The following is an 18,496-nucleotide window of genomic DNA, read 5'->3' as shown; positions in this document are numbered from 1 at the left end:
ACCGGGCACCCGAGGATCAGGGGAAGCGTGGGCGACGGGCCCGCCGCACCGCGCGCGCCGTGCTGCTGGGCACCGAGACCACCCCGTGGCGCTGGCGCCACACCTGCCGGGTGACCCAGACGTCCAGCACCGCCCAGGTGGCGGCCACCACGCTCGCCACGGTGCTCAGCAGCGCCGGCAGCGCGAGCCAGGACCCGGCGCACGCGAACAGCGTCGCGATCATCGCCTGGACCAGGGTCACCGAGATGATCAGGACCGCGCGCACCGCGGCCGACCGCACCGGATCCGGCATCCGGTGCCGCCGGGCGGGCTCCTCGACCCACAGCGACCGGGTCCGGTACGACGGGACGCCCGGCGGGACAGCGCCGTGGTTCCGGTCCAACTCGGCCCACCTCCCCCTCGTCCCCCGCGCCGGCCTCCCCGTAAGCCGGCTCCCTCCTGGATGAGCGTGCCGCTCCTTCCGATAGTTCCCACGGACGGGGAATTCCAGCCATACGGAGGCAAGAGCGCGGATCGATCGTCGTACTGGTCTTCGAGACTCGTACCACGCAGTAGTAGGCTCACGCCGCATTGTTGTCGGGAACACCACCCCCGTGGGCCGGGGTTGACGTTGGGGAGGCCATGCGCGTTCGCGGCAAGTCGATCCGCCGCAAGATCGTGGCGCTGCTGCTCGTGCCGATGGTGTCCCTGACCGGGCTGTGGGCCTTCGCCACCGTGCTCACCGGCCGCGAGGCGGCCCAGCTGCTCTCCGTCGCCGAGGTCTGGCGCAAGGTCGGCTTCCCCGCCGAGGACATGGTCCACGCCCTGCAGAAGGAGCGCCGCCAGGCTCTGGTCTACCTCGCCGACCCGCGCTCGGACGCCCTGGCAGTCCTGAATGACCGTCAGGCCGCCACCGACCGGATGGTGACCGCCTTCCGCGCCCTGTCCCGCGACGACGTGCGCGACGATATGAGCGCCGCCTCCGCCACCCGCTTCGCCCGCGTCGAGAAGAGCCTCGACGACCTGGAGGGCCTGCGCCGCAAGGTCCACGACGACGCCATCGGCCGACCCGGCGCCTTCCAGGCGTACAGCGAACTCGTCGAGCCCTACTACGCCTTCCTCGGCAGCCTCAGCGCCCTCCAGGACGCCGAGACGGACAAGCAGGGCCGCGCCCTCGTCGGCATCGCCCGCGCCCGCGAGGCGCTCTCCCGCGAGGACGCCCTCCTCGCCGCCGCGCTCACCGTGGGCACCGTCAGCCGGCAGGACCTGCGCGCCGTCTCCGACCGCGTCGCCGAACGCCGGATCCTCCACGACACCAACACCACCCTCCTGCCGCTCACCGACCAGAACGCCTACGGGGACTACTGGCGCGGCCCCACCGCCCGGGCCCTGCGCGCCACCGAGGACGCCGTGATCCTCGCCGGGCCCGGCCGGACCCCGCAGACCGTCGACCCCCGGCGCTGGCAGGCCGTCGCCGGGCCGGTCCTCGACGACCTCGCCCGGCTCGGCTCCGAGGCCGGCGGCCGCTACGCCGACCGCGTCGAGCCCATCGCCGTCGGCGTGCTCACCAAGGCCGCCGTCGCCGGCGTCCTCGGCCTCGTCGCCCTCCTCGCCTCGCTCGCCATCTCCTTCCGGGTCGGCCGCGGCCTGGTCCGCGACCTGCGCGGGCTCCGTAAGGAGGCCCACGAGGCGTCCGGCGTCCGGCTGCCCGCGGTGATGCGCCGCCTCGCCGCCGGCGAGCGCGTCGACATCGAGGCCGAGGCACCTCTGCGCCCGCACGGCGCCGACGAGCTCGGGCAGGTCGGCAAGGCCCTCGACACCCTCCAGCGGGCCGCCGTCGAAGCCGCCGTCAAACAGGCCGACATGCGCCGCGGCGTCTCCGACGTCTTCGTCAACCTCGCCCGCCGCAGCCAGGTCCTCCTGCACCGCCAGCTCGCCCTCCTCGACGCCATGGAACGCCGCACCGAGGACACCGACGAGCTCGCCGACCTCTTCCGCCTCGACCACCTCACCACCCGGATGCGCCGCCACGCCGAGGGGCTCGTGATCCTCTCCGGCGCCGCGCCCGCCCGCCAGTGGCGCAAGCCGATCCGCCTCATGGACGTCGTCCGCGGCGCCGTCGCCGAGGTCGAGGCGTACGAACGGATCGAGGTGCGCCGGCTGCCCCGGCTGGCCGTGCTCGGCCCCGCCGTGGGCGACCTCACCCACCTCCTCGCCGAACTCCTGGAGAACGCCACCGTCTTCTCCCCGCCGCACACCGGCGTCCAGGTCGCCGGCGAGCGGGTGCCCAACGGCTTCACCCTGGAGATCCACGACCGCGGCCTCGGGATGAAGCCCGACGCCCTGCTGGAGGCCAACCTCCGGCTCGCCGAGACCCCGGAGTTCGAGCTCTCCGACACCGACCGGCTGGGGCTCTTCGTCGTCAGCCGGCTCGCCCAGCGCCACGGCGTGCGCGTCTCCCTCCAGCCCTCCCCGTACGGCGGCACCACCGCCGTCGTCCTCATCCCGGCGGCGCTGCTCACCGAAGGCCGCACCGCCGGGCACCCGTCGCCGGCCGCCCCGGACGAGGACACCGGCCAGCAGCCCCTGCCCGCGCGCCCCGGGCCGCCCTCCCCGCTGTCGGCGCTCCTGGACCCCGTCCGCCTCCCCGCCCGGGAGCCGGAGCCCTGCCCGTTCGACCACCGGCCGGACGGGGACGGCGCTCCGGAGCACCACCAGGCGGGCGACGGCCCGCTGCCCCTGCCGCGCCGCCGGCCCCCCGTCCTCGTCTCCGACGGAGGGCGCCGGGTCGGCACCCACGAGCGGCCCGGCGACGCCGAGGACGCGGGGGAGGAGCGCACGCCGACGGGCGGGCTGCCCCGGCGCGTACGGCAGGCGAGCCTGGCACCGCAGTTGAAGGACCCGGCCGGGCCCGCGCCCGGCCGCTCCGCCCGGCCGGACGCCGGCCCGGACCCCGAGCGCGACGCCGACGAGGTGCGGGCCAGGATGGCCTCCCTCCAGCGCGGCTGGCAGCGCGGCCGGGAGGAGAATGAGGCCGCGCCGCCTGACGCCGTGTCGGACGCGGCGCGCGCCCCGGGGGGCGACGACGCCCGCCGCGCGGTACCGAGAAGACCACCGAGAAGTACAGCACCAGGAACGACATCTGAGGGGGACGGTCAATGACCGCACCGAAGGCCGCGATACGCACCGTCGTCACACGCGCCGGGACCGAAGCGGGCGAGAAGGGGCCCACGGGCGAGCTCAACTGGCTCCTCGACGAACTCGTCGAGCGCGTCGGCAGCATCCGTAAGGCACTCGTCCTCTCCGGTGACGGACTGCCGAAGGGCACCTCGAAGGACCTCTCCCGGGAGGACGGCGAACACCTGGCCGCCGTCGCCTCCGGCTTCCACAGCCTCGCCAAGGGCGTGGGGCGCCACTTCGACGCCGGCGAGGTCCGCCAGACCGTCGTGGAGCTGGACGAGGCGTTCCTGTTCGTCACCGCCGCCGGTGACGGCAGCTGCCTGGCCGTGCTCGCGGACGCCGATTCCGACATCGGGCTGATCGCCTACGAGATGACGCTGCTCGTCAAGAGGGTGGGCGCGCACCTGGCCACCGCTCCGCGGACCGGCGTGGCCGCCGACGGGTGACGGCCGGCATGACCGGAGACGGCGCCGGGCCCGTCCCGCCCCCGGGCTCGCGGCCCGCCGGGCCGGGGCGCCCCGGCCCGGACGAGGGCGAGCCGGGGGAGGGCGGGGCCGGGGCGCGTTGGTACGACGACGCGGCCGGCCCGGTCGTCCGCCCGTACGCGATGACCCGCGGCCGCACCCGCAGCGCGGCCGAGGGCGCCCTCGACCTGATCGCGGTCGTCATCGCCGACGAAGGGTTCACGGGCCGGGCCGGTGACGCGCACGCCGTCGCCGACCGGGCGCTGTCCCCGGAGCACCTCGACATCGTCGACCTCACCCGCGACGAGCACCTGTCCATCGCCGAACTGGCCGCCGGCCTGGACCTCCCGGTCGGTGTGGTGCGCGTCCTCGTCGGGGACCTGCTGTCCGCCGGGCTGGTGCGGGTCTCCCGCCCGGTGCCCCCGGCGGAACTGCCCGACGAAAGCATTCTGCGCGAGGTGATCGACGGACTGCGGGCGCTCTGAGCCGCCGGGCCCGTCCCGCCCCGTGCCACCCGGTCCCCTCCGGCCGCGTGGCACGGGGCACCCCGAAGGGCTTGTCGTGGCCATGGTCTTTACGGAACGATCACCACCGCGGGCGACGGCGCTGCGCCGGCCCGCCGGAAGCGGAAGGAGGGCCACCACGGTGTTCGGACGTGCGGGCCATGGACGCGGACGGGCCGCGGTCGAGCCGCTGGCGCTCAAACTCCTGGTGGCCGGGGGCTTCGGCGTCGGCAAGACCACCCTGGTCGGCGCGGTGAGCGAGATCAGGCCACTGCGCACCGAGGAGCTCCTCACCGAGGCGGGTCGCCCCGTCGACGACACCTCGGGCGTCGAGGCCAAGCGCACCACCACCGTCGCCATGGACTTCGGCCGCATCACCCTCCGGGACGACCTCGTCCTCTACCTCTTCGGCACCCCCGGCCAGGACCGCTTCTGGTTCCTGTGGGACGAACTCGCCCGGGGTGCCCTCGGCGCGGTCGTCCTCGCCGACACCCGGCGGCTGGCCGACTGCTTCGCTGCCGTGGACTACTTCGAGCGCCGCGGCATCGCCTTCACCCTCGCCGTGAACTGCTTCGACGGCGCCGACCGCTATCCCGAGGAGGACGTCCGCGACGCCCTCGACCTGGACGCCGGGGTGCCGGTCGTCCTGTGCGACGCGCGCGACCGGGAGTCCGTCAAGCGGGTCCTGGTCTCGGTGGTGGAACACGCGATAGCCGCGCGGGCTGATTTTCAGCCTGTCTGAGGGCACCTCCCAGCGGTAGCCGGGGGAGTTTGAGGACCGGGGTCCGGGGCGGAGCCCCGGGAGCGGGGAAGGGGCGGGTAGGGGACAAGGCCCCGCGCAGCGGCACCGCCCCGCGTCACCCCTCCACCCACCCGAAACTCCGCTCCACCGCCCGCCGCCACCGCCCGTACCCCGCGGCCCTCTCCGCCGCCCCCATCCGCGGCGTCCACTCCGCGTCCCGCCGCCACTGCCCCCGCAGCTCGTCCAGGTCCCGCCACACCCCGGTCGCCAGCCCCGCCGCGTACGCCGCGCCCAGGCACGTCGTCTCCGCCACCACCGGGCGGATCACCGGCACGTCCAGCACATCGGCCTGGTGCTGCATCAGCAGGCCGTTGGCGGTCATCCCGCCGTCCACCTTGAGCGAGGTGAGCCGCACCGCCGAGTCCTGGTACATCGCGTCCACCACCTCGCGCGTCTGCCAGCTCGTCGCCTCCAGCACCGCCCGTGCCAGATGCGCCTTGGTGACGTAACCCGTCAGCCCGGCGATGACACCGCGCGCGTCGGAGCGCCAGTACGGGGCGTACAGCCCGGAGAACGCGGGGACCACATAGGCGCCGCCGTTGTCCGGCACGCTCGCCGCCAGCGGCTCGATCTCCGCGGCGGAACGGATGAGTCCGAGCTGGTCGCGGAACCACTGCACCAGAGCGCCGGTGACCGCGATCGACCCCTCCAGGCAGTACACCGGCGGCTCGCCGCCCAGCCGGTAGCCGACCGTCGTCAGCAGCCCGTGCTTGGACGGCACCGGCCTGCCGCCGGTGTTCAGGAGCAGGAAACTGCCGGTGCCGTACGTGTTCTTGGCCTCGCCCGGCCGGTAGCAGGTCTGCCCGAAGACCGCCGCCTGCTGGTCGCCGAGCGCGGCCGCCACGGGCACCCCGGCGAGCGGGCCCACCGCCGTCCCGTACACCTCGGCGGAGGAACGTATCTCCGGAAGGATGGCCTCCGGGATGTCCATCGCCCGTAAGGCGGCCGGGTCCCACTGGAGGGTCTCCAGGTCCATCAGCAGGGTGCGCGCGGCGTTGGTCACGTCCGTCACGTGCACCCCGCCGTCCGGGCCGCCCGTGAGGTTCCAGATCAGCCAGGAGTCGACGGTGCCGAACGCGATCTCACCCTGCTCGGCCCGCCGGCGCAGCCCCGGCACGTGCTCCAGCAGCCAGGTCACCTTCGGGCCGGTGAAGTAGCTCGCCAGCGGCAGCCCCGTCGTCGCCCGGAAGCGGTCCGGCCCGTCCGTCCCGCCCAGCTCGCGGCAGAGCGCGTCGGTCCGGGTGTCCTGCCAGACGACGGCGTTGTGCACCGGCTTGCCCGTGGCGCGGTCCCACAGGACCGCCGTCTCCCGCTGGTTGGTGATGCCGAGCGCGCTCAGCTCGTCGGCCCGGACCCCCGCCGCCGCGAGCGCGCCCGCCACCACGGCCCGTACCTTCGCCCAGATCTCGGCGGCGTCGTGCTCCACCCAGCCCGGCTTGGGAAAAATCTGCCGGTGCTCCCGCCGGTCCACCCCGGCGACCGCGCCGTGCCGGTCGAAGACGATGCAGCGGCTGGAGGTGGTGCCCTGGTCGATCGCGGCGACGTACGAGCCCGTCATGGCGTCTCCTGACCTCGGAACGGCTGCTACGGGGGGCACCGGGCAGTGTTCTGCCGCCCCCGGGGGCCGTCAAGGCCGGTCGCGCCGGTGCGCCTCAGCGCACGGGGAAGTCGAAGTAGGTGTCACGGAACGGCTCGTCGCGAAGGGTGTAGTGCCACCACTCCTCCTTCAGGTTGACGAAACCCGCGCCCTCCAGGGTCGACTTCAGCAGCAGCCGGTTCGCCCGCCGCCGCCCGTCGATCCGCGGGTCGAGCGTGTGCGACAGCGTGTCGAAGCAGTCGTACCCCGTCCCCATGTCGACGGAGTTGTCGGGGAAGCGCACGCCCTTCGGCGCGTAGCAGGGCACCAGCGGCTCCCCGGGGACGTACGGGCGGGTCGGCCGCGCCGGCAGCCGCACCAGGGTGACGTCCATGGTGCTGCCCCTGCTGTGCCCGGACTTCTCGGCGATATAGCCGTCCAGGAACAGCCGCGACTTGTCGACCTGCGGATAGAACTCCGCCTTCATCCGCTCGTCGCCGAGGTCCTTCGCCCACGCGACGAAGTCGTTCACCGCGCGCTGCGGCCGGTAGCAGTCGTAGACCTTGAGGGTGTAGCCCTTACGGAGAAGGACGCGCTGCGCCCTGTGCAGCGCCTCGGCGGCCGGACGGGTCAGCAGGCACACCGGACGGCGGTAGCCGTCGACCCGGTGGCCGGTGAAGTTGTGCCGGGTGAAGTAGCGCATCTCCTGGAGGATCGTCGGATCGACGTCCGAGAGGGCGACGAACTCCTTCGGAGGGCGCGGCTCCGGCTCCGCGTGCGCGGCGGGGGCGGGTGCGGCGGAAACGGCGAGGAGCGCGGTCAGCGGGAGGGCGAGGGTGCGCAGGACTGCGGAGAGTCTGGACATGGGCATCCAGATACCAGCCGGGCGGCCGCTACGGAAGAGCGCGGCCCCCGCCACCCCCACCCGTCTCACGAGGCGCCCTCGCCACCACGGACCCGCACGGGATATCCGACCTCCCGCGCACCTTCCTGTTCCACCGTCACCACCCCGTCCCGCAGCCGCGTCGTGAACCGGACCACCTCCGCCGACTCCCAGCCCTCGCCCCCGTCCGGGATCAGCACCCCGCCCCCCGTCCGCCCGGCGGCCGGCGCCCACACCTCCAGCTCCACCCGCCCGTCGGCACCCTTCACCGGCACCACCGAACCCGCCCTCGCCAGCACCGGGATCCGCGACAGCGGAGCGTCCAGCAGCACCTGCCCCGGGCCTTCGTGCGCCCGGCCCGTCGCCGTGTCGTACCACCGCCCGCGCGGCAGCCGCACCGCGCGCCGGTCCGTGCCCTGCTCCAGCACCGGTGCCACCAGCAGCGAGTCACCCAGCAGGAACGCGTCCTCGCAGTCCCGCAGCGCCCTGTCCTCGGGCGACCGCCACCACACCGGCCGGACGTACGGCGCGCCCGTGCGCCGCGCGAGGTGCGAGAGCGTCACGAAGTACGGCAGCAGCCGCTCCCGCTCCCACAGCGCGGCCCCCGCGTGCTCCAGGACCTCCGCGCCGAACTCCCACGGCTCCCGGCGCCCCGCGAAGTACGCCGCGTGCGTACGGAACAGCGGAAGGTACGCGCCCAGCTGGAACCAGCGCAGATACAGCTCGGGCGACGGCGACCCCGTGAACCCGCCGACGTCCGGACCGGAATACGGCACCCCGCACAGCCCGAGGCCGAGCACCAGCGCCAGCGACGCCCGCAGCCCCGGCCACCCGGTGGCCACGTCGCCCGACCACGTGCCGCCGTAGCGCTGCATGCCCGCCCATCCCGACCGGGAGAACAGGAAGGGCCGCTCCCCCGGCCGCAGGGCGCGCAGCCCCTCGAACCCGGCGCGCGCCATCGCCAGCGCGTAGACGTTGTGCGCCTCCCGGTGGTCACCGCCCCGGCCCTCCAGGGCGTGCCGGGCCGACCGGGGGAGCGTCGGTTCGCCGAACGCCACGAACGACACCGGCTCGTTCATGTCGTGCCAGAACCCCGCGAAGCCCTGTGCCAGACGCTCCGCGTACAGCCCGCCCCACCAGGCGCGCACCGCCGGATCGGTGAAGTCCGGGAACACCGACTCGCCGGGCCACACCTCGCCCCGCACCGCCCGGCCCCGGCCGTCCCGGACGAACGCCCCCGCCTCCGCACCGCTGTCGTACACCGCCAGCCCCGGTTCGGCCTTCACCGCCGGGTCCACGATGGACACCAGCCGCACCCCGAGCTCCCGCAGCTCGGCCGCCAGCCCCGGCAGATCGGGGAAGCGCTCCCGGTCCACCGTGAAGACGCGGTGCCCCCGGTAGTGGTCGATGTCCAGGTGCAGCGCCGACAGCGGCAGCCCCCGCTCCACGTACCCCGCCACCACCCGCCGCACCTCCGCCTCGCTGCCGAAGCCCCAGCGCGCGTGGTGGTGGCCCAGCGCCCAGGCGGGCGGCAGGGCGGCCGCCCCCGTCAGCGCCGCCCAGCCGTGCAGCACCCGCGCGGGCGTGCCCACGATCACCCAGGAGCGCAGCGGCCCGCCGTCCATCCGCAGTTCGCAGCGGCCCGGCCGGTCGTGCCCCGAGCCCGCGCCCTCCTCGCCCTCCCGCAGCGTCACCCGGCCGTCCCAGGAGTTGTCGTGGAAGGCCAGGTGGGTGCCCGCGTCGGCCACCACCAGCTGCACCGGCATCGTGATGTACAGCGGATCGTCCTCCGGTTCGAAGGCGCCGCCCGGATCGGTGTTCCACAGCCGGTACGTCCCCTCCCGCAGCCGGGGGCCCGCGGCCCTGCCGCCCAGCCCGAAGAACCGCGCGTCCGGCGGCACCTCCGACCGCTGCGTCCACCGCGCCGCGGCCGGGCCGGCGGAATCCCCGGGCGCCGGCGGGGCCACCGGCTCCCACCAGCGGGGCGGCAGATCGCGCCGCAGCAGCACCCCGCCGGGCGTGCGCACCTCCACGGAGCCGTGCCGGCCCACGACCACCAGCACCCGCTCCGACACCACGCGCCAGCCGCCGTCCTTGTCCGGCTCCAGCACCGCGCGCTCGTCCACCTCCGGGACCGACCCGCCCAGGGCGTACGAGGGCTCCGGCCCGGCGCCGTCCCAGCCGCAGAACACCGCGCCGCCCGCCGCCACCCGCACCAGCAACGACGACCGGGCGAAGCGCACCACCCCGCCGCCCGGGCCCGGGTCGGCCCCCAGCGCCGCACCCGGCACCCGCGCCCGCTCCGCACCCTGCCGGGGCAGCCCCGCCGCGTCCGCGCACCTGCGCCGCCACGCCGTCCGCACGGACCGCAGCCCCCGCGCCGTCCCGACCGTTCCCATTAACCGCCGCAGATCACGTGCATCCATGCTGATCAGCCTGCCACCGCCGCCCGGGGGCGCGGGGTCCGTTCAACTGTCGTTCACCCCGCCGGGAACCCGGGATCCCCCGAGGGTTATCCACAGGGCTGGTGCGGGAGTCGATCACGTGGCATCGTCCTCTCAGCCGCGTCCCGCGCGAACCCGTCGGTGCGCGGCGCGACGCCCACGACGCGTAACAGCCGGGAGCAGCCAGATGACCACCGCACCGCCGCCCGCCACCCAGCCGGAACCCCTGTGGACCCCCGGCGAGGACCGCGTCGCCCGCGCACAGGTCACCCGCTTCCACGCCTGGGCCGCCGAGCGCCACGGCGCCCCGGCCCCCGTCCCCGGTGACCCCGCCGCGAGCTATGCCGCGCTGCACCGCTGGTCCGTGGAGCGCCTGCCCGACTTCTGGCAGGCCGTCGCCGCCTGGTGCGACGTCCGCTTCTCCAGCCCCGCCGAGCAGGTCCTCGCCGACCCCGGCATGCCCGGCGCCCGCTGGTTCCCCGGCGCCACGGTCAATTACGCCGAGCACGCCCTGCGCGCCGCCGAGGACCCCGCCCGCGCCGACGCCCCGGCCCTGCTCTATGTCGACGAGACCCATGAGCCGGTCCCCCTCAGCTGGGCCGGGCTCCGCGCCCAGGTCGGCTCCCTCGCCGCCGAGCTGCGCCGCCTGGGCGTCCGCCCCGGCGACCGCGTCAGCGCCTATCTGCCCAATGTGCCGCAGGCCGTCGTCGCCCTGCTCGCCACCGCCGCCGTCGGCGCCGTATGGACCTCCTGCGCCCCCGACTTCGGCGCCCGCAGCGTCCTGGACCGCTTCCAGCAGGTCGAGCCCGTCGTCCTGTTCGCCGTCGACGGATACCGCTACGGCGGCAAGTCCCACGACCGCACCGGCACCGTGGCCGAGCTGCGCGCGGGCCTGCCGACCGTGCGCGCGGTCGTGCACGTCCCGCTCCTGGGCACCCCGGCCCCCGAAGGCACCCTGGAATGGGAGGCCCTCACCTCGGCCGGCGCTGAGCCGGTCTTCGAGCAGGTCCCCTTCGACCACCCCCTCTGGGTGCTCTACTCCTCGGGCACCACGGGTCTGCCCAAGGCCATCGTGCAGTCCCAGGGCGGCATCCTCCTGGAGCACCTCAAGCAGCTCGCCCTGCACTGCGACCTCGGCCCCGAGGACCGCTTCTTCTGGTACACCTCGACCGGCTGGATGATGTGGAACTTCCTCGTCTCCGGCCTCCTGGTCGGCTCGACGGTCGTCCTCTACGACGGCAGCCCCGGCCACCCCGACACCGCCGCCCAGTGGCGCGTCGCCGAGCGCACCGGCACCACCCTCTACGGCACCTCCGCCGCGTATGTGATGGCCTGCCGCAAGGCCGGGGTCCACCCCGGCCGCGACTTCGACCTCTCCCGCGTCAAGTGCGTCGCCACCACGGGCTCGCCGCTGCCGCCCGACGGCTTCCGCTGGCTCCACGACGAGGTCGCCGAGGACATGTGGATCGCCTCCGTCAGCGGCGGCACCGACGTGTGCAGCTGCTTCGCCGGCGCCGTGCCCACACTGCCCGTGCACATCGGCGAGCTCCAGGCGCCCTGCCTGGGCACGGACCTCCAGGCGTGGGACGCCCAGGGCAAGCCCGTGGTCGACGAGGTCGGCGAGCTGATCGTCGCGGGCCCCATGCCGTCCATGCCGATCCGCTTCTGGAACGACCCCGACGGCTCCCGCTACCGCGACAGCTATTTCGAGATGTTCCCCGGCGTCTGGCGCCACGGCGACTGGATCACCCTCACCTCCCGTGGCAGCGTCGTGATCCACGGCCGCTCCGACTCCACCCTCAACCGCCAGGGCGTCCGCATGGGCTCCGCGGACATCTACGAGGCCGTCGAGCGCCTACCCGAGATCCGTGAGTCCCTCGTCATCGGCGTCGAGGAGCCCGACGGCGGCTATTGGATGCCCCTCTTCGTGCACCTCGCCCCGGGCGCCACCCTCGATGAGGCACTGCTCGACCGCATCAAGAGCACCATCCGCGCCCAGCTCTCACCCCGTCATGTCCCCGACGAGGTCATCGAGGTGCCCGCCATCCCGCACACCCTGACCGGCAAGCGCATCGAGGTCCCCGTCAAGCGCCTCCTCCAGGGCACCCCGATGGAGAAGGCCGTCAACCCCGGCTCGGTCGACGACGCCGGCCTCCTGCGCTTCTACGAGGAGCTGGGCCGGACGCGCGGCTGACCGCCCGCCCCGCCTCACCCGCCGTACGTCGCCTGCCGCTCACCCAGCATCCCGGCGAAGTCCGCCGCCAGGCGTACGGCCTCCTCCGGCAGCAGGTCCGTCGTCGTGATCCGCACCGCGGGCGCGGTGCCGGTCCGGAACCGCGCCCCGGCCGCCACCCACCAGCCCGACGACCGCAGGCCGTTGACGACGGCGGCCTCGTCGCACACCGGCACCCAGATGTTCAGCCCGCTGGCGCCGTGCGCGGCGAGGCCGTGCCCGGCCAGCTCCCTGAGCAGCGTCTCCCGGCGCAGCGCGTAGGCGTCCCGGGCCCGGGCCACGAGGGCCCGGGCGCCGGGGTCCGCCAGCAGCCCGGCCACCGCCTCCTGGAGTGCGTGGCTCACCCAGCCGGAGGTCAGCAGGAGCCGCCCGTCGTGCCGGGCCAGCGTGATCGCGTCACACGCCATCGCCGCCCACCGCAGATCCGAGTCCAGGTACTTGGTGACGGTGCGGACCTGGGCCCAGCGGCCCGGCCCGCCGGCGGCCACGCTGTGCAGCGGCACTCCCGCGATCTCCGACGCGTGGTCGTTCTCGATCACCAGCACATCCGGTGCCTCCGCGAGCACGGCCACCAGGGCGTCCCGCCGCCGGGCCGAGAAGGCGCCGCCGTACGGGTTCTGCGACCGGGGGCTGCAGATCACCGCGCGCACCCCCGCCCGTAGCGCGGCCCGCAGCGACTCCGGCCGGATCCCCTCGTCGTCCACCTCCACCGGCACGGACCGCAGCCCCAGCGCGGGCACGAGGTCCAGCAGGTGGTGGTAACCGGGGTCCTCCATCGCCACCGCGTCGCCCGGCCGGAGCTCGACGGAGAGCAGCCGCGCGATGCAGTCGAGCCCGCTGTGCGCGAACGTCACATGCGCCGACGGCACGCCGTCCCGCTCGTACCAGGCGCGCACCAGCTCCTCCAGCCGCGCGAGCCGTGGCGACGACCGGTGCGAGCGGGACCCCGCGGCCGCCCGGGCGGACGGCAGCCTGGTGGGCAGGAACGCCTGGTCGGGATGGCCGCCGGACAGGTCACGCAGCCCCGGGGGCACCTTCGGCGGGCGTCGGGAGGCCACCGCGGGAGCCTCGGCGACCACCGTGCCGCCGCGCCCCCGGGTGAGGACGATGCCCCGCCCGCGCAGCTCCTTGTACGTGGCCGCGACGGTGCCCGGGCTCACCCCCAGCCGCTCGGCCAGCACCCGTACGGGAGGCAGCGCGCCGCCCGGCGGCAGCGCCCCCTCGGCCACACCGCGTTCGATGGACGCGGCAATTCCCTTGGCGTTCGTACCAGTGAACTCATATTGTGTCACCACAGATCTGAGTATGTATCAGTACAATAGGTCGGTCAAGGGGAAACCAGATGCGCATACCGGGGGGAGCGGACGGACGCCGTCTGCTGGCCATCAGCTTCGTCGACCGGGTCGGCTCCGGACTCTGGGGGGCGACCGCCGTCCTCTACTTCACCTACGTCGCCGGGCTCGGCACCGCCCAGATCGGCATCCTGCTCGGCGCCTCCGGCGCCGTCGGCATCGCGGGCCCGCCCCTCGGCGGCCTGCTCGCCGACCGCGTCCCCCTGCGACCGCTCCTGGCCGCCGTCCAGGCCGTGCGGGCCCTCGCCTCCCTCTCCCTCCTCACCACGACGGACCTGCGCCTCCTCCTCGTGATCGCCGCCGTCGGCAGCCTCGGCGACCGCGCCTCCTCCGTCCTCACCAAGCTCTACGCGACCCGCGTCGCCGACGACGAGCGCGCCCGCTACCAGGCGATCAACCGCACCGCCGCCAACCTCGGCTGGGCCGTCGGAGGGCTCGCGGCGGCGGGCGCCCTCACCGGCGCCGGCACGGCCGTGTACCGCGGGCTGCTCATCGGCGACACCCTCTCCTTCGTCCTCGCCGCCGCCCTCACCCTGCGCTGCGGCGAACCCCCGTCGCCCGCACACGTCGTCACCACTTCCGCGACGGCCCGCTGCCCCGGCGCGGCCACGACGCCCGCCGAGGCCGCGCCCGCCGAGGCCGGTCCGGCGCCCAACCCGTGGCGCGACCGCCGCTATCTCGCCTACACCGCCACCGAGATCGCCCTCTTCCTCGACGACTCCGTCTTCCGGGTCGGCCTGCCGCTGTGGGCGGTGACGGCCACGACCGCCCCGCACCAACTCGTCCCGCTCCTCCTCGTCCTCAACAGCGTGCTCGTGGTCTGCTTCCAGGTCCCCTTCGCACGCTTCGGCACCACCCCGAGCGCCGCCCGCGCGACACTCCTGCCCCTGGCCGCCGCCTTCCTGACGGGCGGCATCGCCCTCGCCGTGTCCGCCGCCGACTCGCCCTGGGTCGCCGGGGCCGGCCTCACCCTCGCCGCCACCGCGTTCACCGTCGCCGAGATGCTGCACGCCACCGTCTCCTGGGAGCTGTCCGTGGCCCTCGCCCCGCCCCCGGCCCAGGGCGCCTACCTCGGTGTCCACGGCCTCGGCCAGGCCGTCCAGCGCAGCGTCGGCCCCCTCGCGGTGACCGCCGCGATCACCACCGGATCGCTCGGCTGGGTCGCGTTCGGCGCCGGACTCGCCGCGATGTGCTGCGCCCAGCGCCGCCTGGTGCGGGACCGCGACGGCAGGGCGTTGTCAGTGCCCTCGGTTACGGTGAGTGAGCACTGACCGACCGCGCTGATGGGGGAGACATGGCGCACTGGAACAGCGGCGACCGACACGACCGGCACCACCGGCGGACGACGGCACGGAGGGCACTGCGCCGCGAAGTGCCCAGCACCGTGGCCGTGCTGGCGGACGAGGCGGACTTCACCGCCATGAGGAGATACGCCTCCTTCGTCTTCGACGACCACGCCACCTACCTGCGGCAGATGGAGGGGCTGCTGCGGACCCTCGCCGGACAGGGCACGCACACGAGCGTCGCCCTCTTCGACCCCGTGGGCTACGAGGAGTTCTGCGCGGACTCCCGCCTCGACCCGGACAGCCCCGCCAGCCGCACGCGTTACACCGCGGAGATCGCCGCGGCGGGCACCAAGGTCACATACGAGGGCCAGCCGATGGGCAGGCTGCTGCCCCAGCTCATCGACGCGGCGGAACAGCAGGCCACCTGGGAGTACGCCTCCTCCCTCCTCACCGCCGGCGACTGCGCCTCCTGCGGCGAGGACATCGGCCGGGCAGCCTTCGCCCGTGCCACCCGGGCACTGCGCCGCCTCGTCCGGGCGGTGGGAGCCGGCAGCCACCACCTGGTGTGCAGCGTCTCGGCCGAGGGCGACGTCCCGCTCGTGGCGGTGTTGCACGCCGAGCACCGCGACGACGGCCTGCTGCACCTGGGGGAGGCCGCGGCCCTGGTCTTCTGCACGGTGCTGGCGGCAGGCATCGCGGCGGACCGCCCCGGCGGCGTCGTCCTGCGCACCACACTGCCGGGCCGCCGCGACACCGTCCGCGGGTGGAACCTGCGCGACGGATGGCTGCGGCCCCTGACCGAGGCGGAGGTCTTCGCCGCCTACTGCACCGACGCCCACACCGGCGAGCCCGTACCTCCGGAGCCGGGGGTCGACTACCGGGGCGGTCTGGCACTCGCCGAGAACGAAGAGGAAGCGGAAGAAGAAACGGAAGGGGAAGCGGAAGGCGGCGGGAAGGGCTGAGAACGCGAAAGGTGCCCCGCCTTCCGGCGGGGCACCCCTCACGTCATCCGGTCACGTCATGCCGACGCGACCCACCGGCTCACTCGCCGGACAGCACCGCCTGCGCGGCCAGACGGGCCTCTTCGGCCGTGTCCGTGGCACGCGCCGCCGCGGCGGCGCGCTCGCACTGGGCGAGCGTGTGCTTGGCCAGCGTCGCGCGCACGTACGGGATCGACGCGGCACCCATGGAAAGGCTGGTGACGCCCAGTCCGGTCAGCACACAGGCCAGCAGCGGGTCCGCAGCGGCCTCACCGCAGACGCCGCAGCTCTTGCCCTCGGCCTTGGCGGCCTCGGCGGAAGCGGCGACCAGGTCGAGCAGGGCCGGCTGCCACGGGTCCTGGAGCCGGGACACCGCACCGACCTGACGGTCGGCCGCGAAGGTGTACTGCGCCAGGTCGTTGGTGCCCAGCGAGAGGAACTCGACCTCCTGCAGGATCGAGCGGGCCCGCAGCGCGGCGGAGGGGATCTCCACCATCGCGCCGAACTTGGCCTGGAGCCCGGCCTCGCGGCACGCGTCCGCGAACGCCTTGGCGTCCGTGCGGTCCGCCACCATCGGGGCCATGACCTCGAGGTAGACCGGCAGCCCCTCGGCGGCCTTGGCCAGCGCGACGAGCTGCGTGCGCAGCACGTCCGGGTGGTCCAGCAGGGTGCGCAGACCACGCACGCCGAGCGCCGGGTTCGGCTCGTCGGCGGGCGTCAGGAAGTCGAGCGGCTTGTCCGCGCCCGCGTCCAGCACGCGCACGACCACACGGCCCTCGGGGAACGCCTCCAGGACCTTGCGGTAGGCGTCGATCTGCTTGGCCTCCGACGGCGCCTTCTGGCTGTCGTCGAGGAAGAGGAACTCGGTACGGAACAGACCGACGCCCTCGGCGCCCGCCTCGACCGCGGCCGGCACGTCCGCCGGGCCACCGACGTTGGCGAGCAGCGGCACCTTGTGCCCGTCGGACGTCGCGCCCGGACCGGACGACGCGGCGAGCGCGGCCTTGCGCGCCTCGGCGGCCTTCGTCAGCTCGGCGCGCTTCTCGGCGCTCGGGTCGACGAAGATGTCGCCCGTGCTGCCGTCGACGGCCACGACCGTGCCCTCGGCCAGCTCACCGGCACCGGGCAGGGCTACGACGGCGGGCACCCCGAGCGCGCGGGCGAGGATGGCGCTGTGGCTGGTCGGCCCGCCCTCCTCGGTCACGAAGCCGAGCACCAGCGTCGGGTCGAGCAGCGCGGTGTCGGCGGGCGCCAGGTCCCGCGCGATCAGCACGTACGGCTCGTCACTGTCCGGCACGCCCGGCATCGGCACGCCCAGCAGGCGCGCGACGATACGGTTCCGCACGTCGTCCAGGTCGGCCACCCGGCCGGCCAGGTACTCGCCGGCGTTGGCCAGCAGCGCGCGGTAGGCGGCGAACGCGTCGTACACCGCGCGCTCGGCGGTGCTGCCGACGGTGATGCGCCGTTCGACGTCGGCCATGAGCTCCGGGTCCTGCGCCATCATGGCCTGGGCCTCGAGCACGTGCTGGGCCTCGCCACCGGCCAGGTTGCCGCGCGCGATGAGGTCCGCGGCCACAGCTTCCACGGCCTGGCGGGCGCGTCCCTGTTCACGCGGCGCCTCGTCGGCCGGAATCTGCTTGGCCGGCGGCTCCAGAACCGCCGTGCCCATGTGCCGCACCTCGCCGATCGCCACACCGTGGCTCACGCCGACGCCTCGCAGCGTTGTCTCCATTTCACCCGTCTCCGTTGAAGCGGCGGACCCGGCCGCCGCGATGGAATGTCATACGTTCCGCCCCGCCCCGCGCTTCCTGTCATGGCGGGTGGGGGGTGTGCGGCCTACCGCCAGCTGAAGAGCGCGTCCCCGGCCTTGACGTCGTCGGCCTCGAGGACGTCACCGAGCGAGTCGGCGGTGGCCTCCAGTGCGACGACCGGGCAGATCGGCGACTTGCCGGCGGCCTCGACGGCGGCCGGGTTCCAGCGCACGACGTCCTGGCCGCGCGTGACGGTGTCGCCCTTGTTGACGAGCAGCTCGAAGCCCTCGCCGTTGAGCTGGACGGTGTCGATGCCGAGGTGCGTCAGTACACCGTGGCCTTCACCGTCGACGACGACGAAGGCGTGGGGGTGCAGCGAGACGATGACACCGTCGACGGGCGAGACCGCCGCGTGCGGCTCGCGCACGGGGTCGATGGCGGTACCGGGGCCCACCATCGCGCCGGAGAAGACCGGGTCGGGCACTGCCGCGAGTCCGATGGCACGTCCGGCGAGCGGGGACGACACGGTGGTCATGGGAAGCCTCCCAGAGGGTGAAGATTCATCACGCGCCGTCACTGCCTGTCCTGGACGGCGCACTGGCCAGAAGCGTATGTCATAGGAACTGAGGATTCCGCACGCGCGAGGGCCACCCGGTGGAGCTCCCGGAGCCCTCGGCGGACGGCGGGAGGGGTGCTTAATCGATTTGCCTCGCCCTGCCGGGGGCTGTAGTGTCGGATCCCTGCCCACGATCGGTGCCCGCAGCAACTGCTGCTGGCGAGGCGCGGGCGGCACACTCACTACTGAAGAGGTAGCCCCTGACGGGGTCGTATTTCGGCATGCCGAAATACGATGCCGATCGGCTCGATTAGGAGCCGACAGGAAAAGCCGCTAAAGTAGTGAACACCCCGCCGACAGGGGATCGGAAACAAAATTCCAGCCGGGAACGGCACGGAAAAGGATCTGATAGAGTCGGAACACGAAATACCGAAGGGAAGCGCCCGGAGGAAAGCCCGAGAGGGTGAGTACAAAGGAAGCGTCCGTTCCTTGAGAACTCAACAGCGT

Annotated in this window: 13 protein-coding genes and 1 pseudogene; 7 read left to right on the top strand and 7 right to left on the bottom strand. The window is 74.2% G+C overall.

The window, feature by feature from the left end:
- Positions 1-31: 31 nt before the first annotated feature.
- Positions 32-382, bottom strand: a pseudogene (locus AF335_RS30815) (hypothetical protein); the annotation flags it as partial.
- A gap of 239 nt (positions 383-621) precedes the next feature.
- On the opposite strand from AF335_RS30815, the gene AF335_RS30810 reads away from it, so the two are divergent.
- From AF335_RS30810 to AF335_RS30795, 4 genes are all read left to right on the top strand, one after another.
- A complete protein-coding gene (locus tag AF335_RS30810; RefSeq protein ID WP_102921724.1) occupies positions 622-3,141 on the top strand; it encodes a sensor histidine kinase in 2,520 nt (839 codons plus the stop codon).
- Positions 3,138-3,605, top strand: a complete 468-nt coding sequence (locus AF335_RS30805; protein WP_102921723.1) for a roadblock/LC7 domain-containing protein — start codon at positions 3,138-3,140, stop codon at positions 3,603-3,605. Before AF335_RS30810 ends, AF335_RS30805 begins: the two co-directional genes overlap by 4 nt.
- Before the next feature lie 8 nt (positions 3,606-3,613).
- Positions 3,614-4,108, top strand: coding sequence for a DUF742 domain-containing protein (locus tag AF335_RS30800; protein WP_102921918.1), 495 nt, complete (start codon positions 3,614-3,616; stop codon positions 4,106-4,108).
- Between the two features lie 160 nt (positions 4,109-4,268).
- Complete coding sequence (locus AF335_RS30795; RefSeq protein WP_244927210.1) at positions 4,269-4,868, top strand: GTP-binding protein; 600 nt, start codon at positions 4,269-4,271, stop codon at positions 4,866-4,868.
- A gap of 115 nt (positions 4,869-4,983) precedes the next feature.
- Here AF335_RS30795 and glpK read toward each other — a convergent pair whose 3' ends face one another.
- The 3 genes from glpK to AF335_RS30780 all read right to left on the bottom strand — a co-directional run bounded on the left by glpK (position 4,984) and on the right by AF335_RS30780 (position 9,813).
- The gene (gene glpK, locus AF335_RS30790) at positions 4,984-6,486 is read right to left on the bottom strand and encodes a glycerol kinase GlpK (protein ID WP_102921722.1); all 1,503 of its coding nucleotides are present in this window, start codon (positions 6,484-6,486) and stop codon (positions 4,984-4,986) included.
- A gap of 94 nt (positions 6,487-6,580) precedes the next feature.
- A complete protein-coding gene (locus AF335_RS30785; RefSeq protein WP_102921721.1) occupies positions 6,581-7,369 on the bottom strand; it encodes a M15 family metallopeptidase in 789 nt (262 codons plus the stop codon).
- Between the two features lie 65 nt (positions 7,370-7,434).
- Entirely contained in the window at positions 7,435-9,813 is a 2,379-nt protein-coding gene (locus tag AF335_RS30780) for a glycoside hydrolase family 31 protein (RefSeq protein ID WP_102921720.1), read from the bottom strand.
- 205 nt (positions 9,814-10,018) lie between these two features.
- Between AF335_RS30780 and AF335_RS30775 the strand changes: the two genes are divergently transcribed.
- Positions 10,019-12,025 carry an acetoacetate--CoA ligase gene (locus tag AF335_RS30775; RefSeq protein WP_102921719.1) on the top strand — a complete coding sequence of 669 codons (2,007 nt, stop codon included), beginning with the start codon at positions 10,019-10,021 and terminating at the stop codon, positions 12,023-12,025.
- 14 nt (positions 12,026-12,039) lie between these two features.
- Here AF335_RS30775 and AF335_RS30770 read toward each other — a convergent pair whose 3' ends face one another.
- Positions 12,040-13,359, bottom strand: coding sequence for an aminotransferase class I/II-fold pyridoxal phosphate-dependent enzyme (locus AF335_RS30770; RefSeq protein WP_102921718.1), 1,320 nt, complete (start codon positions 13,357-13,359; stop codon positions 12,040-12,042).
- Between the two features lie 47 nt (positions 13,360-13,406).
- Between AF335_RS30770 and AF335_RS30765 the strand changes: the two genes are divergently transcribed.
- Entirely contained in the window at positions 13,407-14,687 is a 1,281-nt protein-coding gene (locus tag AF335_RS30765) for an MFS transporter (protein ID WP_228773366.1), read from the top strand.
- A gap of 23 nt (positions 14,688-14,710) precedes the next feature.
- Positions 14,711-15,664: a hypothetical protein gene (locus tag AF335_RS30760; RefSeq protein WP_102921717.1), complete on the top strand. Its 954-nt coding sequence runs from the start codon at positions 14,711-14,713 to the stop codon at positions 15,662-15,664.
- Between the two features lie 79 nt (positions 15,665-15,743).
- On the opposite strand, the gene ptsP is transcribed toward AF335_RS30760, so the two are convergent.
- Together ptsP and AF335_RS30750 are read right to left on the bottom strand one after the other, a co-directional pair.
- Positions 15,744-17,414, bottom strand: coding sequence for a phosphoenolpyruvate--protein phosphotransferase (ptsP, locus tag AF335_RS30755; protein WP_102921716.1), 1,671 nt, complete (start codon positions 17,412-17,414; stop codon positions 15,744-15,746).
- Positions 17,415-17,518: 104 nt separating this feature from the next.
- Entirely contained in the window at positions 17,519-17,968 is a 450-nt protein-coding gene (locus AF335_RS30750) for a PTS sugar transporter subunit IIA (protein ID WP_102921715.1), read from the bottom strand.
- Positions 17,969-18,496 lie beyond the last annotated feature (528 nt).

The sequence above is a fragment of the Streptomyces eurocidicus genome, assembly GCF_002891295.1.
GTDB lineage: Bacteria > Actinomycetota > Actinomycetes > Streptomycetales > Streptomycetaceae > Streptomyces > Streptomyces eurocidicus.
The sequence above is the reverse complement of the archived record's forward strand: the minus strand, read 5'-3'. Positions and strand labels throughout refer to the sequence as shown.